At 63.1% G+C, this 16,269-nt stretch carries 17 protein-coding genes; 12 read left to right on the forward strand and 5 right to left on the reverse strand.

The window, feature by feature from the left end; translation table 11 throughout:
- Positions 1-351 precede the first annotated feature (351 nt).
- The 4 genes from ACX80J_RS07005 to ACX80J_RS07020 all read left to right on the forward strand — a co-directional run bounded on the left by ACX80J_RS07005 (position 352) and on the right by ACX80J_RS07020 (position 7,109).
- Positions 352-798, forward strand: a complete 447-nt coding sequence (locus ACX80J_RS07005; protein WP_459347266.1) for a hypothetical protein — start codon at positions 352-354, stop codon at positions 796-798.
- Between the two features lie 32 nt (positions 799-830).
- The gene (locus tag ACX80J_RS07010; RefSeq protein WP_459347267.1) at positions 831-4,424 is read left to right on the forward strand and encodes an RHS repeat domain-containing protein; all 3,594 of its coding nucleotides are present in this window, start codon (positions 831-833) and stop codon (positions 4,422-4,424) included.
- A complete protein-coding gene (locus ACX80J_RS07015) occupies positions 4,333-5,283 on the forward strand; it encodes an RHS repeat-associated core domain-containing protein (protein WP_459347268.1) in 951 nt (316 codons plus the stop codon). Before ACX80J_RS07010 ends, ACX80J_RS07015 begins: the two co-directional genes overlap by 92 nt.
- A gap of 989 nt (positions 5,284-6,272) precedes the next feature.
- Complete coding sequence (locus ACX80J_RS07020; protein ID WP_459347269.1) at positions 6,273-7,109, forward strand: AraC family transcriptional regulator; 837 nt, start codon at positions 6,273-6,275, stop codon at positions 7,107-7,109.
- Positions 7,110-7,194: 85 nt separating this feature from the next.
- On the opposite strand, the gene ACX80J_RS07025 is transcribed toward ACX80J_RS07020, so the two are convergent.
- Positions 7,195-7,608, reverse strand: a complete 414-nt coding sequence (locus ACX80J_RS07025) for a VOC family protein (protein ID WP_459347270.1) — start codon at positions 7,606-7,608, stop codon at positions 7,195-7,197.
- 125 nt (positions 7,609-7,733) lie between these two features.
- Entirely contained in the window at positions 7,734-7,943 is a 210-nt protein-coding gene (locus ACX80J_RS07030; protein WP_459347271.1) for a DUF4177 domain-containing protein, read from the reverse strand.
- Positions 7,944-8,329: 386 nt separating this feature from the next.
- Between ACX80J_RS07030 and ACX80J_RS07035 the strand changes: the two genes are divergently transcribed.
- On the forward strand, positions 8,330-8,797 hold the full coding sequence (locus tag ACX80J_RS07035) for a hypothetical protein (RefSeq protein ID WP_459347272.1): 468 nt from the start codon (positions 8,330-8,332) through the stop codon (positions 8,795-8,797).
- A 368-nt stretch (positions 8,798-9,165) separates the two neighbouring features.
- Here ACX80J_RS07035 and ACX80J_RS07040 read toward each other — a convergent pair whose 3' ends face one another.
- Positions 9,166-9,504: a hypothetical protein gene (locus tag ACX80J_RS07040; RefSeq protein WP_459347273.1), complete on the reverse strand. Its 339-nt coding sequence runs from the start codon at positions 9,502-9,504 to the stop codon at positions 9,166-9,168.
- Between the two features lie 340 nt (positions 9,505-9,844).
- Positions 9,845-10,273 (reverse strand): rhodanese-like domain-containing protein, encoded by a 429-nt coding sequence (locus ACX80J_RS07045; protein WP_459347274.1) that lies wholly within the window; start codon positions 10,271-10,273, stop codon positions 9,845-9,847.
- Between the two features lie 93 nt (positions 10,274-10,366).
- Between ACX80J_RS07045 and ACX80J_RS07050 the strand changes: the two genes are divergently transcribed.
- The 3 genes from ACX80J_RS07050 to ACX80J_RS07060 all read left to right on the forward strand — a co-directional run bounded on the left by ACX80J_RS07050 (position 10,367) and on the right by ACX80J_RS07060 (position 12,510).
- Complete coding sequence (locus tag ACX80J_RS07050) at positions 10,367-10,825, forward strand: Lrp/AsnC family transcriptional regulator (RefSeq protein WP_459347275.1); 459 nt, start codon at positions 10,367-10,369, stop codon at positions 10,823-10,825.
- 186 nt (positions 10,826-11,011) lie between these two features.
- A complete protein-coding gene (locus ACX80J_RS07055; RefSeq protein WP_459347276.1) occupies positions 11,012-11,632 on the forward strand; it encodes a dihydrofolate reductase family protein in 621 nt (206 codons plus the stop codon).
- Between the two features lie 167 nt (positions 11,633-11,799).
- Complete coding sequence (locus tag ACX80J_RS07060; RefSeq protein WP_459347277.1) at positions 11,800-12,510, forward strand: EAL domain-containing protein; 711 nt, start codon at positions 11,800-11,802, stop codon at positions 12,508-12,510.
- Here ACX80J_RS07060 and ACX80J_RS07065 read toward each other — a convergent pair.
- Complete coding sequence (locus tag ACX80J_RS07065; RefSeq protein ID WP_459347278.1) at positions 12,477-13,079, reverse strand: TetR/AcrR family transcriptional regulator; 603 nt, start codon at positions 13,077-13,079, stop codon at positions 12,477-12,479. The two genes, ACX80J_RS07060 and ACX80J_RS07065, sit on opposite strands and share 34 nt — an antisense overlap.
- Before the next feature lie 220 nt (positions 13,080-13,299).
- On the opposite strand from ACX80J_RS07065, the gene ACX80J_RS07070 reads away from it, so the two are divergent.
- From ACX80J_RS07070 to ACX80J_RS07085, 4 genes are all read left to right on the forward strand, one after another.
- Positions 13,300-13,698, forward strand: a complete 399-nt coding sequence (locus tag ACX80J_RS07070; protein ID WP_459346085.1) for a DUF7793 family protein — start codon at positions 13,300-13,302, stop codon at positions 13,696-13,698.
- Positions 13,699-13,836: 138 nt separating this feature from the next.
- Positions 13,837-14,709 carry a GAF domain-containing protein gene (locus tag ACX80J_RS07075; RefSeq protein WP_459346086.1) on the forward strand — a complete coding sequence of 291 codons (873 nt, stop codon included), beginning with the start codon at positions 13,837-13,839 and terminating at the stop codon, positions 14,707-14,709.
- 218 nt (positions 14,710-14,927) lie between these two features.
- The gene (locus ACX80J_RS07080) at positions 14,928-15,650 is read left to right on the forward strand and encodes a dienelactone hydrolase family protein (protein WP_459347279.1); all 723 of its coding nucleotides are present in this window, start codon (positions 14,928-14,930) and stop codon (positions 15,648-15,650) included.
- Positions 15,651-15,763: 113 nt separating this feature from the next.
- Positions 15,764-16,246, forward strand: coding sequence for a peptidase (locus tag ACX80J_RS07085; protein WP_459346088.1), 483 nt, complete (start codon positions 15,764-15,766; stop codon positions 16,244-16,246).
- Positions 16,247-16,269 lie beyond the last annotated feature (23 nt).

The following is a 16,269-nucleotide window of genomic DNA, read 5'->3' on the forward strand; positions in this document are numbered from 1 at the left end:
GTTCCGGAGTTACGTATGTCGGACGTTCACCGGGGATTGAGTAGGACGGGTTCAACGAGAATGAGGGTTGCCCGACCCGAAAGGGCGAGACAACCAACTTGCGGTCGGTCATGGCCGTTCCAGTAGGAGACCGATGACAGGGCCGTAATCCGGGTTTGACTCTTGCAGAACATCGCGGGTGGGAGGAGCATTTGCCTAGTTGGTTCCCGTGTAGGGATGAAGACTTTTGGGGCAGTACCTGATGATACGGCTCAATCCGAAGGCTTCGTCTTTTGTGCGATCCATCAGACCTGATCACCATGCTCGGGTCAGGGATCCACAGTTCACGCACGACGGCGGAACGGCGGAACCATGCGTATTCTCTGGGACACGGCAGGGGGCGACTCAGCCGAGGCCGTTAAGCCAGCTACTGCACGAGGTACCACGCCTTATCTTGCCGCGTTGAAGCCTGCGGATGACTGGACTGATCTGGGGTCGCAGAAGGAGTCGCAGCGACTTGCCGGTCAGGTCGGCAGCAGTAACTTCACCTTCACCGCACCGGCCGCGCACTACCCCGGTCGCGGGGACCTCTCATTGCATCTCGATCTAGTCTTCAACTCCCGGGTATGGCAGCGCGTGGGATCAGCGACTTCCCCCAAAATGGTGTTCGATATTGACGACAACTGGCCGGCACCGGGCTGGTCGCTGCACATGGGGCAATTGGTCGGCTTGGGCGTGGGCGCTGCGATGATCGTGGAGCCCGACGGCACTCGACGTCCCTTCCGAATAGACGGTACGAATGACACCGGTCTTGAATAGACGGTACGAATGACACCGGTCTTGACTTGTATATGAGTGCGCACACGACCGATGGCAGCCACATCGAGTACCAGGCTCATTGGCGCTTTCAGGGTGTTGGACACAGGTCGCCGCGCCTTCAGTCGGGCTGGCTTGTCCGGTCGAATGGCACCAGGGTCGACTTCGACTTTAGGACTGGAGGCACGGTCCATGCCACTCGGCTCACCGACCGCAATGGCAACGTCATCGATGTGGGATATGACGCCACAATCCAGCGACTCAGCAAGATCATCGATACTTGCGGCCAGGTGATCTCGTTTGTCTACCGGGAGAACAAGTTTGGGGAGATGGTTCTGGCCAGAGTCCTGGGTCCGGCGCCTAACGCGGATTGGAGCGCTCCCGCAACGGACACCGACTTAGTCCGCCTCAATATGAGCAGCCGTGAATTGAGAACATCGTTTCAAGATCCGGTTCACGAGCCAGCTTCACGCGTGCCCATCATCAGCGGCATCTATTACCCGGCCACGGGAACCGGCTATTGGCTGCCGCCGTCGAGCTACTCCTCCTACGGAATGCTCAAGCTCGTACAGGCCTGCCGCGGGATGTCACTCGGCCCTACCACTAGCAATACGGACGGCCCCCCTATTGTGGCCGGACCGGTCACCTGGCAGCGGGAATACAACTACCCGGACTCCCCCGGGCTGGAGCAGAAGGACGCGCCCACCTACACAACGATGTCCGAAAGCTGGGACGGGGGTAGCGCGGTCACCACTGAATTTCTCGTGCAACGCACCGTAACGGGGGCGCGGACCGAAATAACGTGGCCGGACAACGCCAAAACGGTCCATGAAGTCGATTCGGCCGGGTTGCTTAAGGAATTGAGGGTCATGGACCCTTGGGGCCAGGTGTTGCAACGCACCCAGATGGACCATTGGCAGATCGCCCCGGACGGAACTCCGCAGATACTGGCCGTCGATGTCACCGACGACGCCGGTCACGTCGCGAAAACCACTTTCTTCTACGGCGGACCCTCGACCGAACCTACGATTGTGGATCAGTGGAACCATGCGCCCCACCGGGACGCGGCTGTCCGAGTGCTGCGCCGCACGGAAATCGATTACGTCACTGATGAGCGTTACCTCAGGCGCAACTTACGCAACCTACTCAAGGCGGTGCGGGTCTTCGGGCAGTTCGACCCCTACCTCACCAACGCCCGCCCGCTTGCTTCCCGGATCGAGTACGAGTACGACCAGACTCCTCTCGTTCCTGCACCCGGCATCGTCGGGTTCGACGCGAAGTTCGATCCCGCCAGTCCCGGCTACGCGCCCGAAACAACCTGGCGGGGCAATCCCACCACCACCCGGAGGTACACCAACGCCGCGACCGGATCATTTCCCGTCGCCGAGACAAGAACTTACGACCTTGCCGGCAACCTGTTCAGGAGCGAGATTGGGCCAGGCCGCGTTGAGTACAAGTACACGCCGGCTTTCCGATTCCTGATCCCCGCAACAATCCGGCTTACCGGCACGCAGGCTTCGGCGCCCACGATGGAATTGACGAACACTGTAACGGCGACGTGGGGTGGTTCTCCGGTCTACGTCACCGACGCCAACGGCCAGGCAACCATCCACGGGTACGACGCCGCGGGCCGGCTCACTTCCACAACCTCGGTGGCCACGGGGTCTGGAACGCAGGTGGTGATCGACGACACCGCTCGCACCCGAGCGACTACAACGACGAGTGGCGGGCCGGGAGGCCCACGTCTCGAGTACGCGACGACTGCCACGCTTAACGGGCGCGGGCGCACTACATCGACCCGCACTCAAGATGTCCAAGGCGACGTCACCGTCTCCTACCAGTACGACTTCCGAGAGCGTCTCCGGCTCGTCACTGCCCCTCACCGAGATGGTGACCCATACAAATTCTCGTCCGTCGACCTGGACCAGCTCGACCGACCCCTGGAACTTATCGATCTCAACCGAGGTGTTACTCGCTGGTATTACAACGAGAACGCTCGGCCCGACAATCGAGTGAGCAGCGACCAAGAACTTTTCGCGACTGTCCGTGTCGTCGGTGCGAACGGCACCGAGCAATGGAAGTCTTTCGACGCGCTGAACCGGCTCCGCGAGGCCGTCGACCCGGCGCCCGACGGGCCCGGCACCATCCTCCCCACAGGCGCCCTCTGCACCAGCTACTCCTATGACGGCTTAGACAACATCACCGCAATTGACCTCCACACCGCCGGTATGCCCGTACAACACCGCCGATTTCGACACGACTCCCTGGGCAGACTCGTACGCCAATACCTACCCGAACGGGGCACCGGGATCAGCGAAACAGTGGACGGTGCGACCCAGTACTGGAGTGATTCATTCACATACGACGAACGGTCAAACCTCATTCAGAAGGAAGACTCACGCGGCATCCTCACCAACTTCGAGTACGCCAATGACCCTTTCAACCGGCTCCAACAGGTATTTGGCAACCCCGGCCCCTTCCGGGACCACGGCCATCCAGTCCATGTGACCGGCCCTGTCTACTACGAGTATGAGACGAACGGTGACCTCCGGCGCGTCCATATTGAGAACTGTTCAGGCGTCTCCCAGCGAACCTACGATCACGACCCTGTCGTCGGTCTCACCTCCGTGACCACCACGATGAGCCTCGCCCCTGACCGCCCCTTCACGATCGACTACGACCATGACCGACTGGCTCGAGTCCGTGCCACCACCTTCCCCGCCCGATACGGCGACGACGCCGGAGCCGGCAACCAGCGACCCGTCCTGGAAGTTACGCGTCAATTCGGGGGCCTCGTCGACGAGCTCTCCGTCAACGGCGACACCCTCGTCCACGGCACCGCCTACACCGCAGCCGGCCAGATCTCCCACCTGCTGATCGGTCCTAACGACATCGATGAGTCCTACAAACGCGATCTGCCCAATCCACTCCTCCTCTCTGGGCAAAGCCTCAGCCACGCTAACGCGGCATTCTCGAATGTCGACTACAACTACCACCCAGCCGCCACCGCATCCAGGCAGCCGCCCCAGCTGCACGTCACCGAAGATCTGCTCGACCCCTCCAAAACCCGGGTAGCTACGTACGATCGGCTGGGCCGCCTCGACGATTACGATGGTGGCCCGCAACCGACGGGTATATGGGGCGAGAAGTACAGGTACGACCTACACGGAAATAGGCTTTCCGCCACTCCCCGCGGTGAGATAGTCCCGGGCACGCCGGCACCGTCGGATGGACTTCAAGAGCTGGCCTACGAGGACTCCACCAACCGCGTCCTCACCGCAGGGTTCAATAACGATGCGGCGGGAAATCTCACCTCGGCGCGCATCAACGGGATCGACTACAAGTATCAATATGACCTCGCTGGCCGACTGGCGTGGGTACACAACGGAGCCACGCAAGAAGTCACCGGGTACCTGTTCGGCGCCTGCAACCGCCGACGCGCCACAATACGGCTAGGCGCTACCACCTGGCCACCTACCCACCACCCTGGAGGCGTACCACCAACGGAGATCAAATCGGCCACGTTCTACATCTGGGATGAAGACACCGTCATCGCCACCTACGAAGCAAACGGGCCAGACATTCAAAACACTCTCGCCTGGAAAAGAACTATCCTTCAACCTCGGTGACCGGCTGCTCTCCACATGGGAGAGAGTCGACAGCACCCTCAAGCGTGTCCGCTACCACCATCCCGGCCTTACCGGCACGCGGTACGTCACCGAACCCGAAGCAGGCCCACTCTTAGGCGTCGCCCACGAAGCCCTTCCGTACGGTGGCGCACTCGTACACGACGCAGGAATCTCTAGTCCATTCACTAGCTATGACCGCGACACCAGCACAGGGCTCGACTACGCGGTCAACCGCTTCTACCACCCGGAACTCGGACGATTCCTCCAACCAGACCCGCTTGGCGCTGAAGGATTTACCTCAGACTCCTCCAGCATGAATCTCTATGCTTACTGCAACGATGACCCAATCAATCGTACGGATCCCCTTGGGCTGCTCTGGAGAGTTTCCTGCGTGCAGGCAGGGGACGGCCCAATGATCTGTACCGGTACTTGGACCCCAGACCGGGGCCCCATCCTCCCTGGCGGCCGGACCATCGGCGGCGGCGGGGCCGGTGAAGGCGGAGGCGAGCGTGGCAGTGGTGGTGGTGGCGGTGGCGGCGGCGAGAAGAGCGCACCGAAGTCGGAGCCAGATCAGGACGCACGCATTGAAGCTTTCTGGAAATGCGCAGAACCCAAGCTCGAAACCATGGGGATCATCGCTACGGTCGGCGGAGCCGCAATAGGTGCACTCGGAGGCGGGATCGTCGGTGGCATTGCTGGTGCTTCCCTCGGAACGCTTGCAGCTCCGGGGCCAGGGACGGTCGGAGGCGCCATCGTAGGCGTCGGAAAAGGCGTTTTTGAGGGAGCGGCAGCGGGGCTCGGGGTTGGAGCCCTGACTGGAGGGGCCTATGCCCTTACATCGTGCCCGTCGCCATTCTAAAGGTCGGTGACCGGGGCTGCCTGTGGCAAGTCATCGGAGAACTGGATGAGTGGCCGGCGACACTCTCATGGCTCGAACGCGGCAAGACTCGCAATAACGCCCTCCTGATCTGGTGTCGGACCTGGCTCCACAAACACAGCCCAACCCCCTCTGGTGCCAATTCCCTGAGGAATGAACTGGTCGCCTTACCCTCCGTGCTCAGCGACTGAAGGTTATAGGAGCGTCAGGTGGACGGCTTGAGCTTTACCCGCCCACCGGTGGATGACCAACTTGGCAGGCACTGCCGGCCCCGGTTTACTATCGCCCGCGCCACTATTAGTTCGATTGGTCCCATGAGGACTAGCTCATGTTGTGCGTCATCACGCCGATGAGGAGGCTGTGCACACCCACCGCTCGTTCGAGGTGAGCTATCTCGTGTCGGTGACGTGGTGGGTTTGTGCAGGTGGGCCCTCTGGTTCCTGCTGTCCAGGTGTGTGCGGGACAAGCAGCGGAGCGTGGAGAGCTTGTGCCGTGCACATATGGGCAGGAGGCGCGCCGGTCCATGAGCGTCAATCTGTCAGTTCCGACCGTATTAACAGCCAGTTCTTCTGCTGTCGTTTCTCGCAGTCGTCTGCACAGCGGGCCGCGCTGTTCCGGGCTTGTGCAGGCGAGTGTGAGCATCCGGCCTCTCGGACTCCTCCGCACAAACCTGCAGGTCTCCGGGATAGATGGCGGACGTGTAAGTGTCCGTATGTCTGGAGTGCCCGCAAGCCGATCCGCTCCCATGCAGGCGACTTTGTGTATTTGTGCAGGCGACCATGGGAACTGACAGTTAAGCCGATCAGCACCGGCCCTGTCACTGGCGTCACAGTGAGGGGCCGGCTTGCGGGCAGTACGTCACGGTGAGGTGATCGAATCGGGCCGCGATAGTGGGGTGCCGATCACGGGGATCCGGAAGGCTGGATGGTGAAGGGAGAGCCGTGATCACTGAACTGAACAAACTCGTTGAAATGGTTGAGGACAGTCTGACTGACGACCTGGACGTGTCCGTTGTTGCGATGGAACTCGGGACGACGGAGTACCACCTTCGGCGGATGTTCTCGTCGCTGGCCGGTATGCCGTTGTCGGAGTACGTTCGGCGCCGCCGCATGACACTTGCTGCAGCAGACATACTCGGTGACGGTGACCTGCTCAGCATCGCGGTGCGCTACGGCTACGGGTCGACCGAAGCCTTCGGTCGAGCTTTCCGCTCAGTCCACGGCGCAAGGCCAGGCGACGTACGCCGGGACGGCGGACCCCTTCGCACTCAACCGCAGCTCAGGTTCCGCCTGACCGTAGAAGGGAAAACCACCATGGACACCCGCATCACAGAACGCCCGGCCTTCCGCCTCGTCGGCCACGCAGCCCGGGTACCGCTCATCCACCAGGGCATCAATCCGCACATCCAGGCGCACATCGTGTCCCTACCAACCGACGAGCACGCCCGACTCAAGAGCCTGGGTAACACCGAGCCGGCCGGCCTGCTGCAGGTCAGCAATAACGTCGACCCCGACTACGCAGAAGGCAGCGAACTGACCTACCTGCACGGAGTTGCGATCACCGAGCCAACTCGCGCACCCGAGGATCTCGACACCATCGAGGTACCCGCCGGGACATGGGCAGTTTTTCGGACCGAGGGCCAGTACCCGGCTACCCTGCAGTCCGTCTGGGCGGCTACCGCCACGGACTGGTTCCCCTCCAACCCGTGGCGCCTGCGCCCGGGCCCATCGATCGTCGCGGTCCTCGACCGCGCGGACGACTTCAGCACAGCCACCTGCGAACTGTGGCTTCCTATAGAACACGCCTAATCGGACAGCCCGCCGGCAGTCTACAGCCAGCGGGCCCAGTCCCGCTGAGGGATCCCCGAGTGGACGAGCGGACGTCATGCTCGCTTCAGGCTACGAAGATGCAGAACGGATGACCGGCCGGATCGGCGTGGACGTATAACGGCTCGTTGGGGTCGTCCGTACGATCGACGCGGAGTTCTGCCCCCAATGCCAGCGCCTGGGAATGGTGATGCTCGAGTGTTTCCCGGTCGCGAACGGTCAGATCGAGGTGCATCTGCATCGGCACATCAGGCAGGGGCCATGTGGTCCGCTTCAGTTGATCGACCTGCTGAAAAGCGAGTTTACGATTGCCCTGTCCATCAGTGAGAACGAGCCAATCGGCATCATCCGGCGTGCCTTCCGCCGCGGGCTCGTCTCCTGGTCGGTACTGGAGGCCGAGCAGTTGGCGGTAGAACTCCGCCAGTCCTCGCACATCAGTAGTATCGAGCACCGTGTGGAGTATCTGAGGGTATCCGGTCATGGGCTGAGACTAACGATCATCGAGGTTCCCTAGCCAGCGTCTGCCGCACGGCCATGAGGCTAGCCGGAGTCATCGATAAATGATCCCTCAGCGGGGTTTCCCGCTGAGGGATCAGCTACAGCGCTCTATGCAAGGCTCTCGAACACCATCGTTGTTTGGATGCGGTCGCCGCCACCGATTCCTTTGCTCCCGCTGCTCGAGGTGGTGATGGTATGGAGTCGGTAGCCCTTCGCGGCTTGATCATTAATGGACTTCTCCAACGAGGTCAGGTTGCCCGAACCAGTTCCCAGCAGTTTTTCTTTGAGGATCACCTGTAAGACGACGTAGTGCGGCATTGAATAAAATCCTCCCGTTGCTGACCAATTGTGGCCATGCTACTCGGTACGGAGGCGCTTTCCTTGGCCGCAGTGATAACGCCACGAGAATTCAATCCGCCCGGAAGCCATTCCATCACCCCTCGGTTTACTCGGAAAGCCCAGCGCAGGCCGGCGCCGCTCCAGCCAACACACGTTGACTCGCGCAACAGACATGGGCGAAGAAGTGCCTCACGCGTGCGTCCCTACGCCAACGCGCGGGTTCGATATGAAATTTCTAAAACGAACGTTTCTGCTACATCTTCGTTCGGTTCTGTTCAACCGCTGCTTTCGGGTGGATTTCTGTAGCAATACTCAGTGCCTGAATCTATGTGCCACTCGCAGGCTCAAGCCTTGAGTTCCGCCACATGAAGGGCGCGGGACACATCCTGGGGTGCGCACGGGTGTCAACGGCTGGTCAGAGCATCGGGCGGGGGATACAGGACGACCTCGACCGAATCGCCGCGATAGTGGAACCGGAGGATGCTCCCATCCGGGAGGCCCTCCATGTAGTCGTTCCCCAGAAGGGGCCACGCGCCGATGTCTGCAAGAAGATCGACTTCGGGTGGTACGCAATTCGCGCCGTCGACCGAGGGGCCCGAGCGGTCGACGATCATCAAGCACTGCAGGCCCTGCTTGTTCACGGCGAACCACGGCTCGAATCCGCGATACCGTTCATACCCCCGAAGGCTGGAGCGGTCGACGTCGGCTCCCAGGACGTACAGCAACGAGAACACGACCTCGTCTGCTTCGCCGGGGAGTGGGTGGAGTGTGGCATCCGGACGCGGTCCGACGAACCATTCGATGCTGTAGCTGAGGGCGAGAAATACCACTAGCGCGCCGGTCACGGAGGAATTCCGGCGGGCACGCGTAGCGGTGACTCGATCCCACAGGTGGTGCCAACGCGAGCGCAGCGGGCCCTCGTTGTGCGCCACTACGGGTGCGGGTCCAGGAGCAGGGTCCTGCTCGTCAGCTCCGGGGTCAGTCTGCGCGGAATCGGCCGGTGGCGCACCAGTTCCGGCTGCACCAGACTCGAGCGCGGTATCGGCGCGCCCGGGTGCGGGTGCGCTGCGTGCCGCTTCCAGTCCCGTCAGCCGTGCCAGCGCAGCGGGATCAGTCTGGATATCGGGGTGCGGGCCGTATGCCCTCCTGCGCAGCGCATCCAGTTCGCGCTCTGCATCCGGTGGGAGCGGCGATGCGTTCATCAGTCAGCCCCTGGCACGAGGTGGACGTAGGCATCCACCTCGTCGTCACGAAGCAAGAAGCGAATGATGCCATCACCGGCGAGCCCGGGGAATCCTTCGAATCCGACACCGGACGACGAGACGTCCATGATCAGGTCCGCAGGAGGAGGAGCGCAGCGAGCTTCCGAGAGGTCGCCGCTTGCTCTGTGCACCGCTACCAGACAGGGCGAGTCGAACGCGTTCACTGCGGACCAGATTTCGAGGTTGGCATAGGACCCGTAGGCACGGAGGGTCGACGTGTCGATCTCGAACAGGGGCGCGTTCAGGGCCACCAGTCTGCGGAGCTGGTCGTCGGCCACAGCCCCAGTGGGACGTAGGGTGGCCTCGGGGCCCGGCTCTGATACGAGGAGGGCGGTCGCGGTGATCCCACCCGCGACGGCCAGTGCGCCCACCGTCCACGCGCGGCGACTCCACCGCACCGCCCGTTGCGCGGACGACCGCGATGAGCCCGTCCCGTTCACTGGCTGCGACGGCGCGACGGACCCGCTCGGAGGCGGTGCCACGGACTCACGGTCAGCGTCCGAAGGATGCGCGAAGCCCTCCACAGCTGAAAGGTACACCTCGCGCCGAGCCGGGTCCACGGCGCCCCCGCGTGCGCAGGTATCGGCCGCAACTGCCCATGTAGCCGGCCGGTCGCTCTCATGCCGCAGCAGGGGCAGGCGCAGTGAGAGGGTCCGGCGCGCGGCGTCCGCGACCGCCGTCGCTCACGGTTGCGAAGCCCTCGCGCGTCCAGTACTCGAAACCGCCGATGAGTTCGCGCACGTTCGTGTAGCCCAGCAACGCGAGAATCAGAGCGCCGCGGGTGCTGCCGTTGCAGCCCGGTCCCCAGCAGTAGACGACGATCTCGGCATCCATCCCAGGTGCGACGTCCGCTATGCGTGCTCCGAGGTCCGTGTTGGGGATGTGGGCGGCGCCGGGGATGCGGCCCTGGCTCCACGAGGCGGCCGAACGGGTGTCGATGATGATGGGGGCGCGACCGGAAGCCCGGTCTGCGGCCAGGTCTGCAGGGTCGGTTTCGTAGGCGAGCTTGGCAGCGAAGAAGTCAGCGGCGGAGAGGGAAGTAAGCATGTAGCAATCGAACCGGTTCCCATGTCCTGGTGGAATGCCCGATCAACGGTATGAGGGCGTGCTCGAACCCGTTCCCCCGGTAGATTCTTCAATATGCCCTCGAACCCACGGCTGGATCTGGACACCACCGATCACGCGATCATCGAGCATCTGCAACAGGACGGCCGGACGAGCGTCGCCCAGCTCGCGCGCGCCATCAACCTCTCGCCCAGCGCGACCGGTGATCGCGTGCGGCGGCTCACCGACGGCGGGGTCATCACGGGCTACTCCATCACCGTGGATCCCGAAGCCCTCGGGTACAACGTCACGGCATTCGTGCGGCTGGCCTACCCCACGGGCAACTACAAGCCCTTCCACGATCTGGTCGGCTCGCTGCCCGAAATCATCGAAGCACACCACGTCACAGGCGCCGACTGCTTCATCATCAAGGTCCTCGCCCGCTCCATGCGTGACCTCGAGCGGATCACCGGAAAACTTGCCACCCTGGGCGGCATCACCACCAGCGTCGTCTACTCGAGCCCCGTTCCCGCCCGGCACATCGTCCCGGCCTGACGAAGAACCTCTCCAGAGTGTCCTGGCGTCAGTCGTGTCGCGATGCTGGGGAGGCGTCCGGCGTCTCGGGGACTCGTGGTCCTTCCGGGGCGGCTCGGCTCTTCGGCGGTGTCTCGTCCGGATGCTCTTGAATGCCCGGTCTGCGGGGCATACCCTGCTGACGTCGATCAGATCGAGGTGGCGGCGATGGATGAGCAATCTGCAGGGACGTCATCAGCAGACCTGATGGTCGACCTGATCATCTCCCTGGACGGGTATGCCTCGGCCGAGGGGTGGCCCGGCTGGTGGGGGCTGGAGGGGCCGGAGTACCTGGCGTGGCTCGAACAGGAGGGGGAAGCGGGCTACACCTTCCTCATGGGGGCGAGGACGTATCGGCTGATGTCCGGCATGTCGGCGGCGGCGGCCGAAGGGTCGGGATTCTCCGAGGATGAAGGGGCCAGCCTGACAGGCCTCGCTGCCGTGCCCAAGGTCATCTTCTCTTCCACCCTTCAGGCGCCCCTGGCCTGGCCGAATTCGGAACTGGTCGCAGGAGACGCCGTGGAAGCCGTGACGGAGATGAAACGGACCGCGACCGGGCCCCTGAGCACGCTGGGCAGCCTCAGCCTGTGCCGATCATTGCTGACGGCGGGCCTCGTAGATCGCTTCCGGCTGGTTGTCTTCCCTGTGATCACGGGACGCACCGGGAAGGAGCGGATCTATGACGGCTACCCGGACGTCTCGCTCGAGATGGTGGACAGTAGGACTTTCGACGGCCGGCTCCAGTTGCTCGAGTACATCCCCACCGTGCTCCACCAGCCTCCGGGGTGATACTCGGAGCCGGAACTGCCTGGCGTGAAGGGGAGCACTTCTCTTCGCCCGGATCCATCAAGGCGGTGCGCCGCATGTGTGACTTAGGGTGGACGTAACCAGTGAGGGGGCTCCACATGGCATGCAACGGCTGCACGACGTCTTCGGAACTCGACTTCGATTTCAGCATGGCCTTCCAGCCGATCTATGACGCGGTGGACGATCGCGTGTGGGGGTATGAAGCGCTGGTAAGAGGCATGTCGGGCGAGGGCGCCCACGAGGTACTGTCCAAAATCTCGCCGCAGCAGAAGTACCGCTTCGACCAGGACTGTCGCGTCAAGGCGATCGAGTTGGCCGCGCACCTGTTTCCTGCGGGCGAGCATTTGAGATTGTCGATAAATTTCATGCCGAACGCGGTCTACGAACCGGCTGCCTGCCTTCGCGCGACGTTGCTCGCGGCCCGACGGTGCGACTTCCCGACGTCGTCGATCATGTTCGAGTTCACGGAGAATGAGGAGGTCACCGACACCGCCCACTTGACGAACATCATCACGGAGTACCGCAAGCACGGGTTCACCACCGCCATCGATGATTTCGGTGCCGGTCATGCGGGACTGGGGCTTCTGGTCGACTTCCAGCCCGATCTGATCAAGATCGACATGAAACTCGTCCGGGGAGTCGACACCAGCCCGGCTCGCCGGGCCGTCGTCGCCGGCATCGTGGGCATCGCCGAGGAACTCGGCATCACGGTGCTTGCAGAAGGCATCGAGACCGAGCCGGAGTTCCTGGTCCTAAAGGCGGCAGGAATCCGCCTGTTCCAGGGGTACTGGTTCGCGAAGCCGGCCTTCGAGGAACTTCCGCCGGTTCAGCTGACCGATCGGGCATCGGCAGGTGTGTGAAGGCCGATGAGGTGCTCGCCCAGCTTCTTGATTCTTGAACTGCTGCCCGGGTCGATGCCGACACCGGAGACGATGGCGCCCTGCATGAGGATCAGCCAACAGTAGGAGAAGTCCTCCGGGTTGGTCAGTCCCAGTGCCGTGGCGGCTTTCTCGACGCTCGAGCGGATGTCGTCCAGGTAGAGGAGAGCGGCAGCTCCGATGGTATGGCGCGGTCCGGTCTCCAGCAGGGCGCGGATGTAGGGGCAGCCTGCGAAGTCCGGCGCGTGGAACCATTCATCGAAGATGTCGAAGATGGCCAGCAACTGCCCCCGGGGAGTATCGGCCCGGCGCTCGCATTCAGCGGAGAGATAGCCGACAGTGAAGAGCTGCTGGCGGCGTTCGAAGAACGCCAGAACCAGATCGTCCTTCGACGGGAAGTGGTGATAGAAGGTCGCTTTGGCGACGCCGGCCGTGGCGATGATCTCGTTCACGCCGACGGCCCGGACGCCCTGCTGCAGGAAGAGGTCGTAGGACGTCGCGAGGATCCGCTCCCGTGCATCCGTGGGTGGCCGTACCGCTCCTGTAACCATGGCTTCCTCCGCTGCTGTCCTCTTCCCAATCCTAGGGGTAGACAGACTGGTCTGTCCTGCCGGTATGCTGGAACATCCCGCTGTTCCCCCAGCAGTCGGGGTTGGAGAGGCGTAATACCCGATCCCCGGTGCCGGTGGTTCAGAAATGTGCCGTCGGCACCGGCACCCCTCGAACGGGACACCTGAGTTGAATTCCGGACTGGTAAGTGAGGCACGGTTCATGGCTGCATCACGGATTGCCACTGCGAAGTTTCAGTTCGAGCGCACCGAGGAGAGCGTGCTGACGCTGCGATGGACGGAATGTGCTCGCGTAACCGTCGAGGACGTCTGGGCGCTGGTGGACTCCATGCAACTACTGGGCGCTCGTGATTGCTCTTTGCTGCTGGTCGATCTCAACAGCATGGTCACCCTGACCCGGCAGGCTCTTACCCTGCTCGCCGGGCTGAGGGACGTACCGGTCGTCGCAGCAGTTGGTCGTTCCCCAGTCGAGAGGGTGCTGATCACGCACTTCCAGGCAGTCCATTGCCCCTCATATCCCATCGAGTACTTCGAGGACCGAGCTGAGGCGCTCGCATGGTTGCACCGACAATCGACAACGCACCTGGCACTTCAAGCATGAAGACGCTACTGCCGGATGCGTCACGGATGAAAAGCCCTCCGGTCCGATACCCGGCAGCAACGGACACCATGCCGGCAACTCTCCGGCACCCGGGGAAATACCCAGGACAACACGGAAGAAGTCGGCGGAGGACGAGACGTGCTAGATGAACACGTGCAGCAGTGGACCGCGATCCAGACGATACGGGCGGCCCGTTTGAACCTCGAAGATGTCTTCATGACGTTCTTCGCTCTTGCTGGGAATGCTGACGAATTGGAGGTCGAGGGGTATCTTTCCGGCATCATGATGCTCCCGGCGCCGCAGCGCGACCTGATGGCGCAGGCCATCAATGAACTGCTCGACGGCACCGGATCCACTGCCGACGGTGCACATTACAGCGACCAGTACGCGGCGTCCCTTTCCGGGTACGGCGATTACCTTCGCCCCCTGAATCTCTCCCCGGACCATTACGACTTCAGCGCCCCACCCGCTGGGGACCATAGCACCGGCTCCGGAGCCGCTGCTTTTTGTGCCGCCCATGCCACGGATCCATCAGGGTGCGATCCTCTTCTGGATGATGTCGAGTTCTGGCGCCTGCACGCGTTGTACGAGTCGCGGTTGCTCGAGTCCGGGACGGAAGAGCGCTTCGACCGGATCACCCGGCACGCCCGGGAGCATTTCGGGGTCAGCTCGGCGTCGATCACATTGATCACGGAGGATCTGCAGGTCATCAAATCCGTCGTCGGACCCCTGGGCCAGGACCTTCCCCGGAGCCTCTCCCTGTGCGCGAGGACCATCGAGCAGGACCGTACCCTCGTCATCGCTGATGCCGGCACCGACCCTGAGTGGCGGGATCATCCCCTCGTCTCCGGTGGGCCCAGAGTCCGCTTCTACGCCGGGCACCCTGTCTGCACCGCGGAGGGCTGGCGCATCGGCACCCTCTGCCTCATGGATGATCGACCGCGGACCTTCACCGAGCATGACGCGCAGGCACTCCGGCGTTTGGCCTCGCTGGTGCAGATGCAGATGTAGGTTCACCGCGAGTCGGCACGACCAGCCACCGGATTGGACGTCCGAGATCTACCCGGGCCCAGCGCCGGGATTACTGCTACTCTCTCCGCAGGCTGTGCGAGAGAACGAGGAGGTGGTACCCGTGAACGATGGACCATGGGTGCTCCTCTCCGGGGTCACGGTCGGGCGGTAGGACGTCCGGGAGCGCCGTTCAGGAAGCACTCCCGAAAGGCACGACCATGCACTTCACTTCTGAGAACAGACTCGACGACGGCGTCCTCGAACGCGAGTTCACCCTCGGTGAGATTCCCGGCATCCTGTGGACGCCTGCATCCCCACCCGCCCCATTGATCCTGGTCGGCCACCCCGGCGGACTCCGCAGGATGTACCCACGGCTGGTGGCGCGAGCCCGGCGCTCCACGGTGGACGGCTTTGCCGCCGCCACCATCGAACTCCCCTGGAGCGGTGACCGGACTCCATCGGCTGACGCCGAGCAGGCTCGCGCCGATCTGCGCCGGGCATTGGCGGCAGGCGAACCGGTGGATGACATCGTCGACCGTCTGGTTCTCCCGCTGGTCGACGAAGCGGTCCCGGAGTGGCAGACGACCCTGGACGCACTCCTTTCCCTGCCCGAGATCAGCGGCCCGGTCGGGTACTCGGGCGGAGTGGTGGCCATCGGTATACGGCTGGCGCTGGTGGAGCCGCGCATCGCGGCCGCCGGTCTCTTCGCCGGGAGTTTCGTTCCCCGTGCCATGTTCGACGAGGCCCGTCGGATCACCATCCCGCTGCACGTCCTGCTGCAGTGGGATGACGAAGGAAACGATCGGCAGCACGCTCTGGATCTGTTCGACGCCTTCGGTTCCCAGGAGAAGACACTGCAGGCCAATCTGGGCGGGCACACCGGCGTCCCCCAGTTCGCGGGGGATGACGCGGCCAGGTTCTTCGCCCGGCATCTGGGATGATGCCGCGCCCTCTGACCAGCATGAGCGGACGGGGCTGTCCCCGATCCAGCCGCAAGGGGTGCCTAGACTGAGGCGACGAGGCAGCCAACGAGAACGGGTGGGAATGAATCACTGTGGACAGCATCTCTGCCGGGGAAGACATGCTGGCACGGATTCCCGGTCACGGAAGCTTCTTCGTGACGAGCGAGGCGGCTGCGATGGTCAGCATATTCGGCGGCCTGTTGCACTGTTACCAGGGAAACGGTGGCTGCCGGAAACAGGGCCTGTACTTCTCGCGCACGGAACCCAAGAAGGCCCTGCGCTGCATTCTCAGTGGCCCGGGCGAGGGAGGATCGCGTCGGGAGCGGCGGCCCCGCGGGCAGGATGATCTCGTGGGGGATGAAGGGATCGTCATCAGCGTCAGCCACGAATTGGCTGCGAAACTCGACGGGGCCACGCTGGACTTCGGCAGCTACAACAAGATGGAGCGCTTTGTCTGGTCGGCCCTGCCGACGGTCAAGGGACCCGCCTGCACCTGCCTCCGGTCCATCGGCCCTCCAGCGGGGAAACGATCGCCCTGCCTCGATGACCAGGGCCTCGGGCTGCGCGATCTCTGAACGCATGACATGCCGCTCCGGTC

This window comes from Arthrobacter rhamnosi, from assembly GCF_054510975.1.

Coding starts and splice junctions, on each gene's coding strand:
- ACX80J_RS07005 (WP_459347266.1), top strand. CDS start 352: ATGCGTATTCTCTGGGACACGGCAGGGGGCGACTCAGCCGAGGCCGTT.
- ACX80J_RS07010 (WP_459347267.1), top strand. CDS start 831: ATGAGTGCGCACACGACCGATGGCAGCCACATCGAGTACCAGGCTCAT.
- ACX80J_RS07015 (WP_459347268.1), top strand. CDS start 4,333: ATGAAGACACCGTCATCGCCACCTACGAAGCAAACGGGCCAGACATTC.
- ACX80J_RS07020 (WP_459347269.1), top strand. CDS start 6,273: ATGGTTGAGGACAGTCTGACTGACGACCTGGACGTGTCCGTTGTTGCG.
- ACX80J_RS07025 (WP_459347270.1), bottom strand. CDS start 7,608: ATGACCGGATACCCTCAGATACTCCACACGGTGCTCGATACTACTGAT.
- ACX80J_RS07030 (WP_459347271.1), bottom strand. CDS start 7,943: ATGCCGCACTACGTCGTCTTACAGGTGATCCTCAAAGAAAAACTGCTG.
- ACX80J_RS07035 (WP_459347272.1), top strand. CDS start 8,330: ATGAAGGGCGCGGGACACATCCTGGGGTGCGCACGGGTGTCAACGGCT.
- ACX80J_RS07045 (WP_459347274.1), bottom strand. CDS start 10,273: ATGCTTACTTCCCTCTCCGCCGCTGACTTCTTCGCTGCCAAGCTCGCC.
- ACX80J_RS07050 (WP_459347275.1), top strand. CDS start 10,367: ATGCCCTCGAACCCACGGCTGGATCTGGACACCACCGATCACGCGATC.
- ACX80J_RS07055 (WP_459347276.1), top strand. CDS start 11,012: ATGGATGAGCAATCTGCAGGGACGTCATCAGCAGACCTGATGGTCGAC.
- ACX80J_RS07060 (WP_459347277.1), top strand. CDS start 11,800: ATGGCCTTCCAGCCGATCTATGACGCGGTGGACGATCGCGTGTGGGGG.
- ACX80J_RS07065 (WP_459347278.1), bottom strand. CDS start 13,079: ATGGTTACAGGAGCGGTACGGCCACCCACGGATGCACGGGAGCGGATC.
- ACX80J_RS07070 (WP_459346085.1), top strand. CDS start 13,300: ATGGCTGCATCACGGATTGCCACTGCGAAGTTTCAGTTCGAGCGCACC.
- ACX80J_RS07080 (WP_459347279.1), top strand. CDS start 14,928: ATGCACTTCACTTCTGAGAACAGACTCGACGACGGCGTCCTCGAACGC.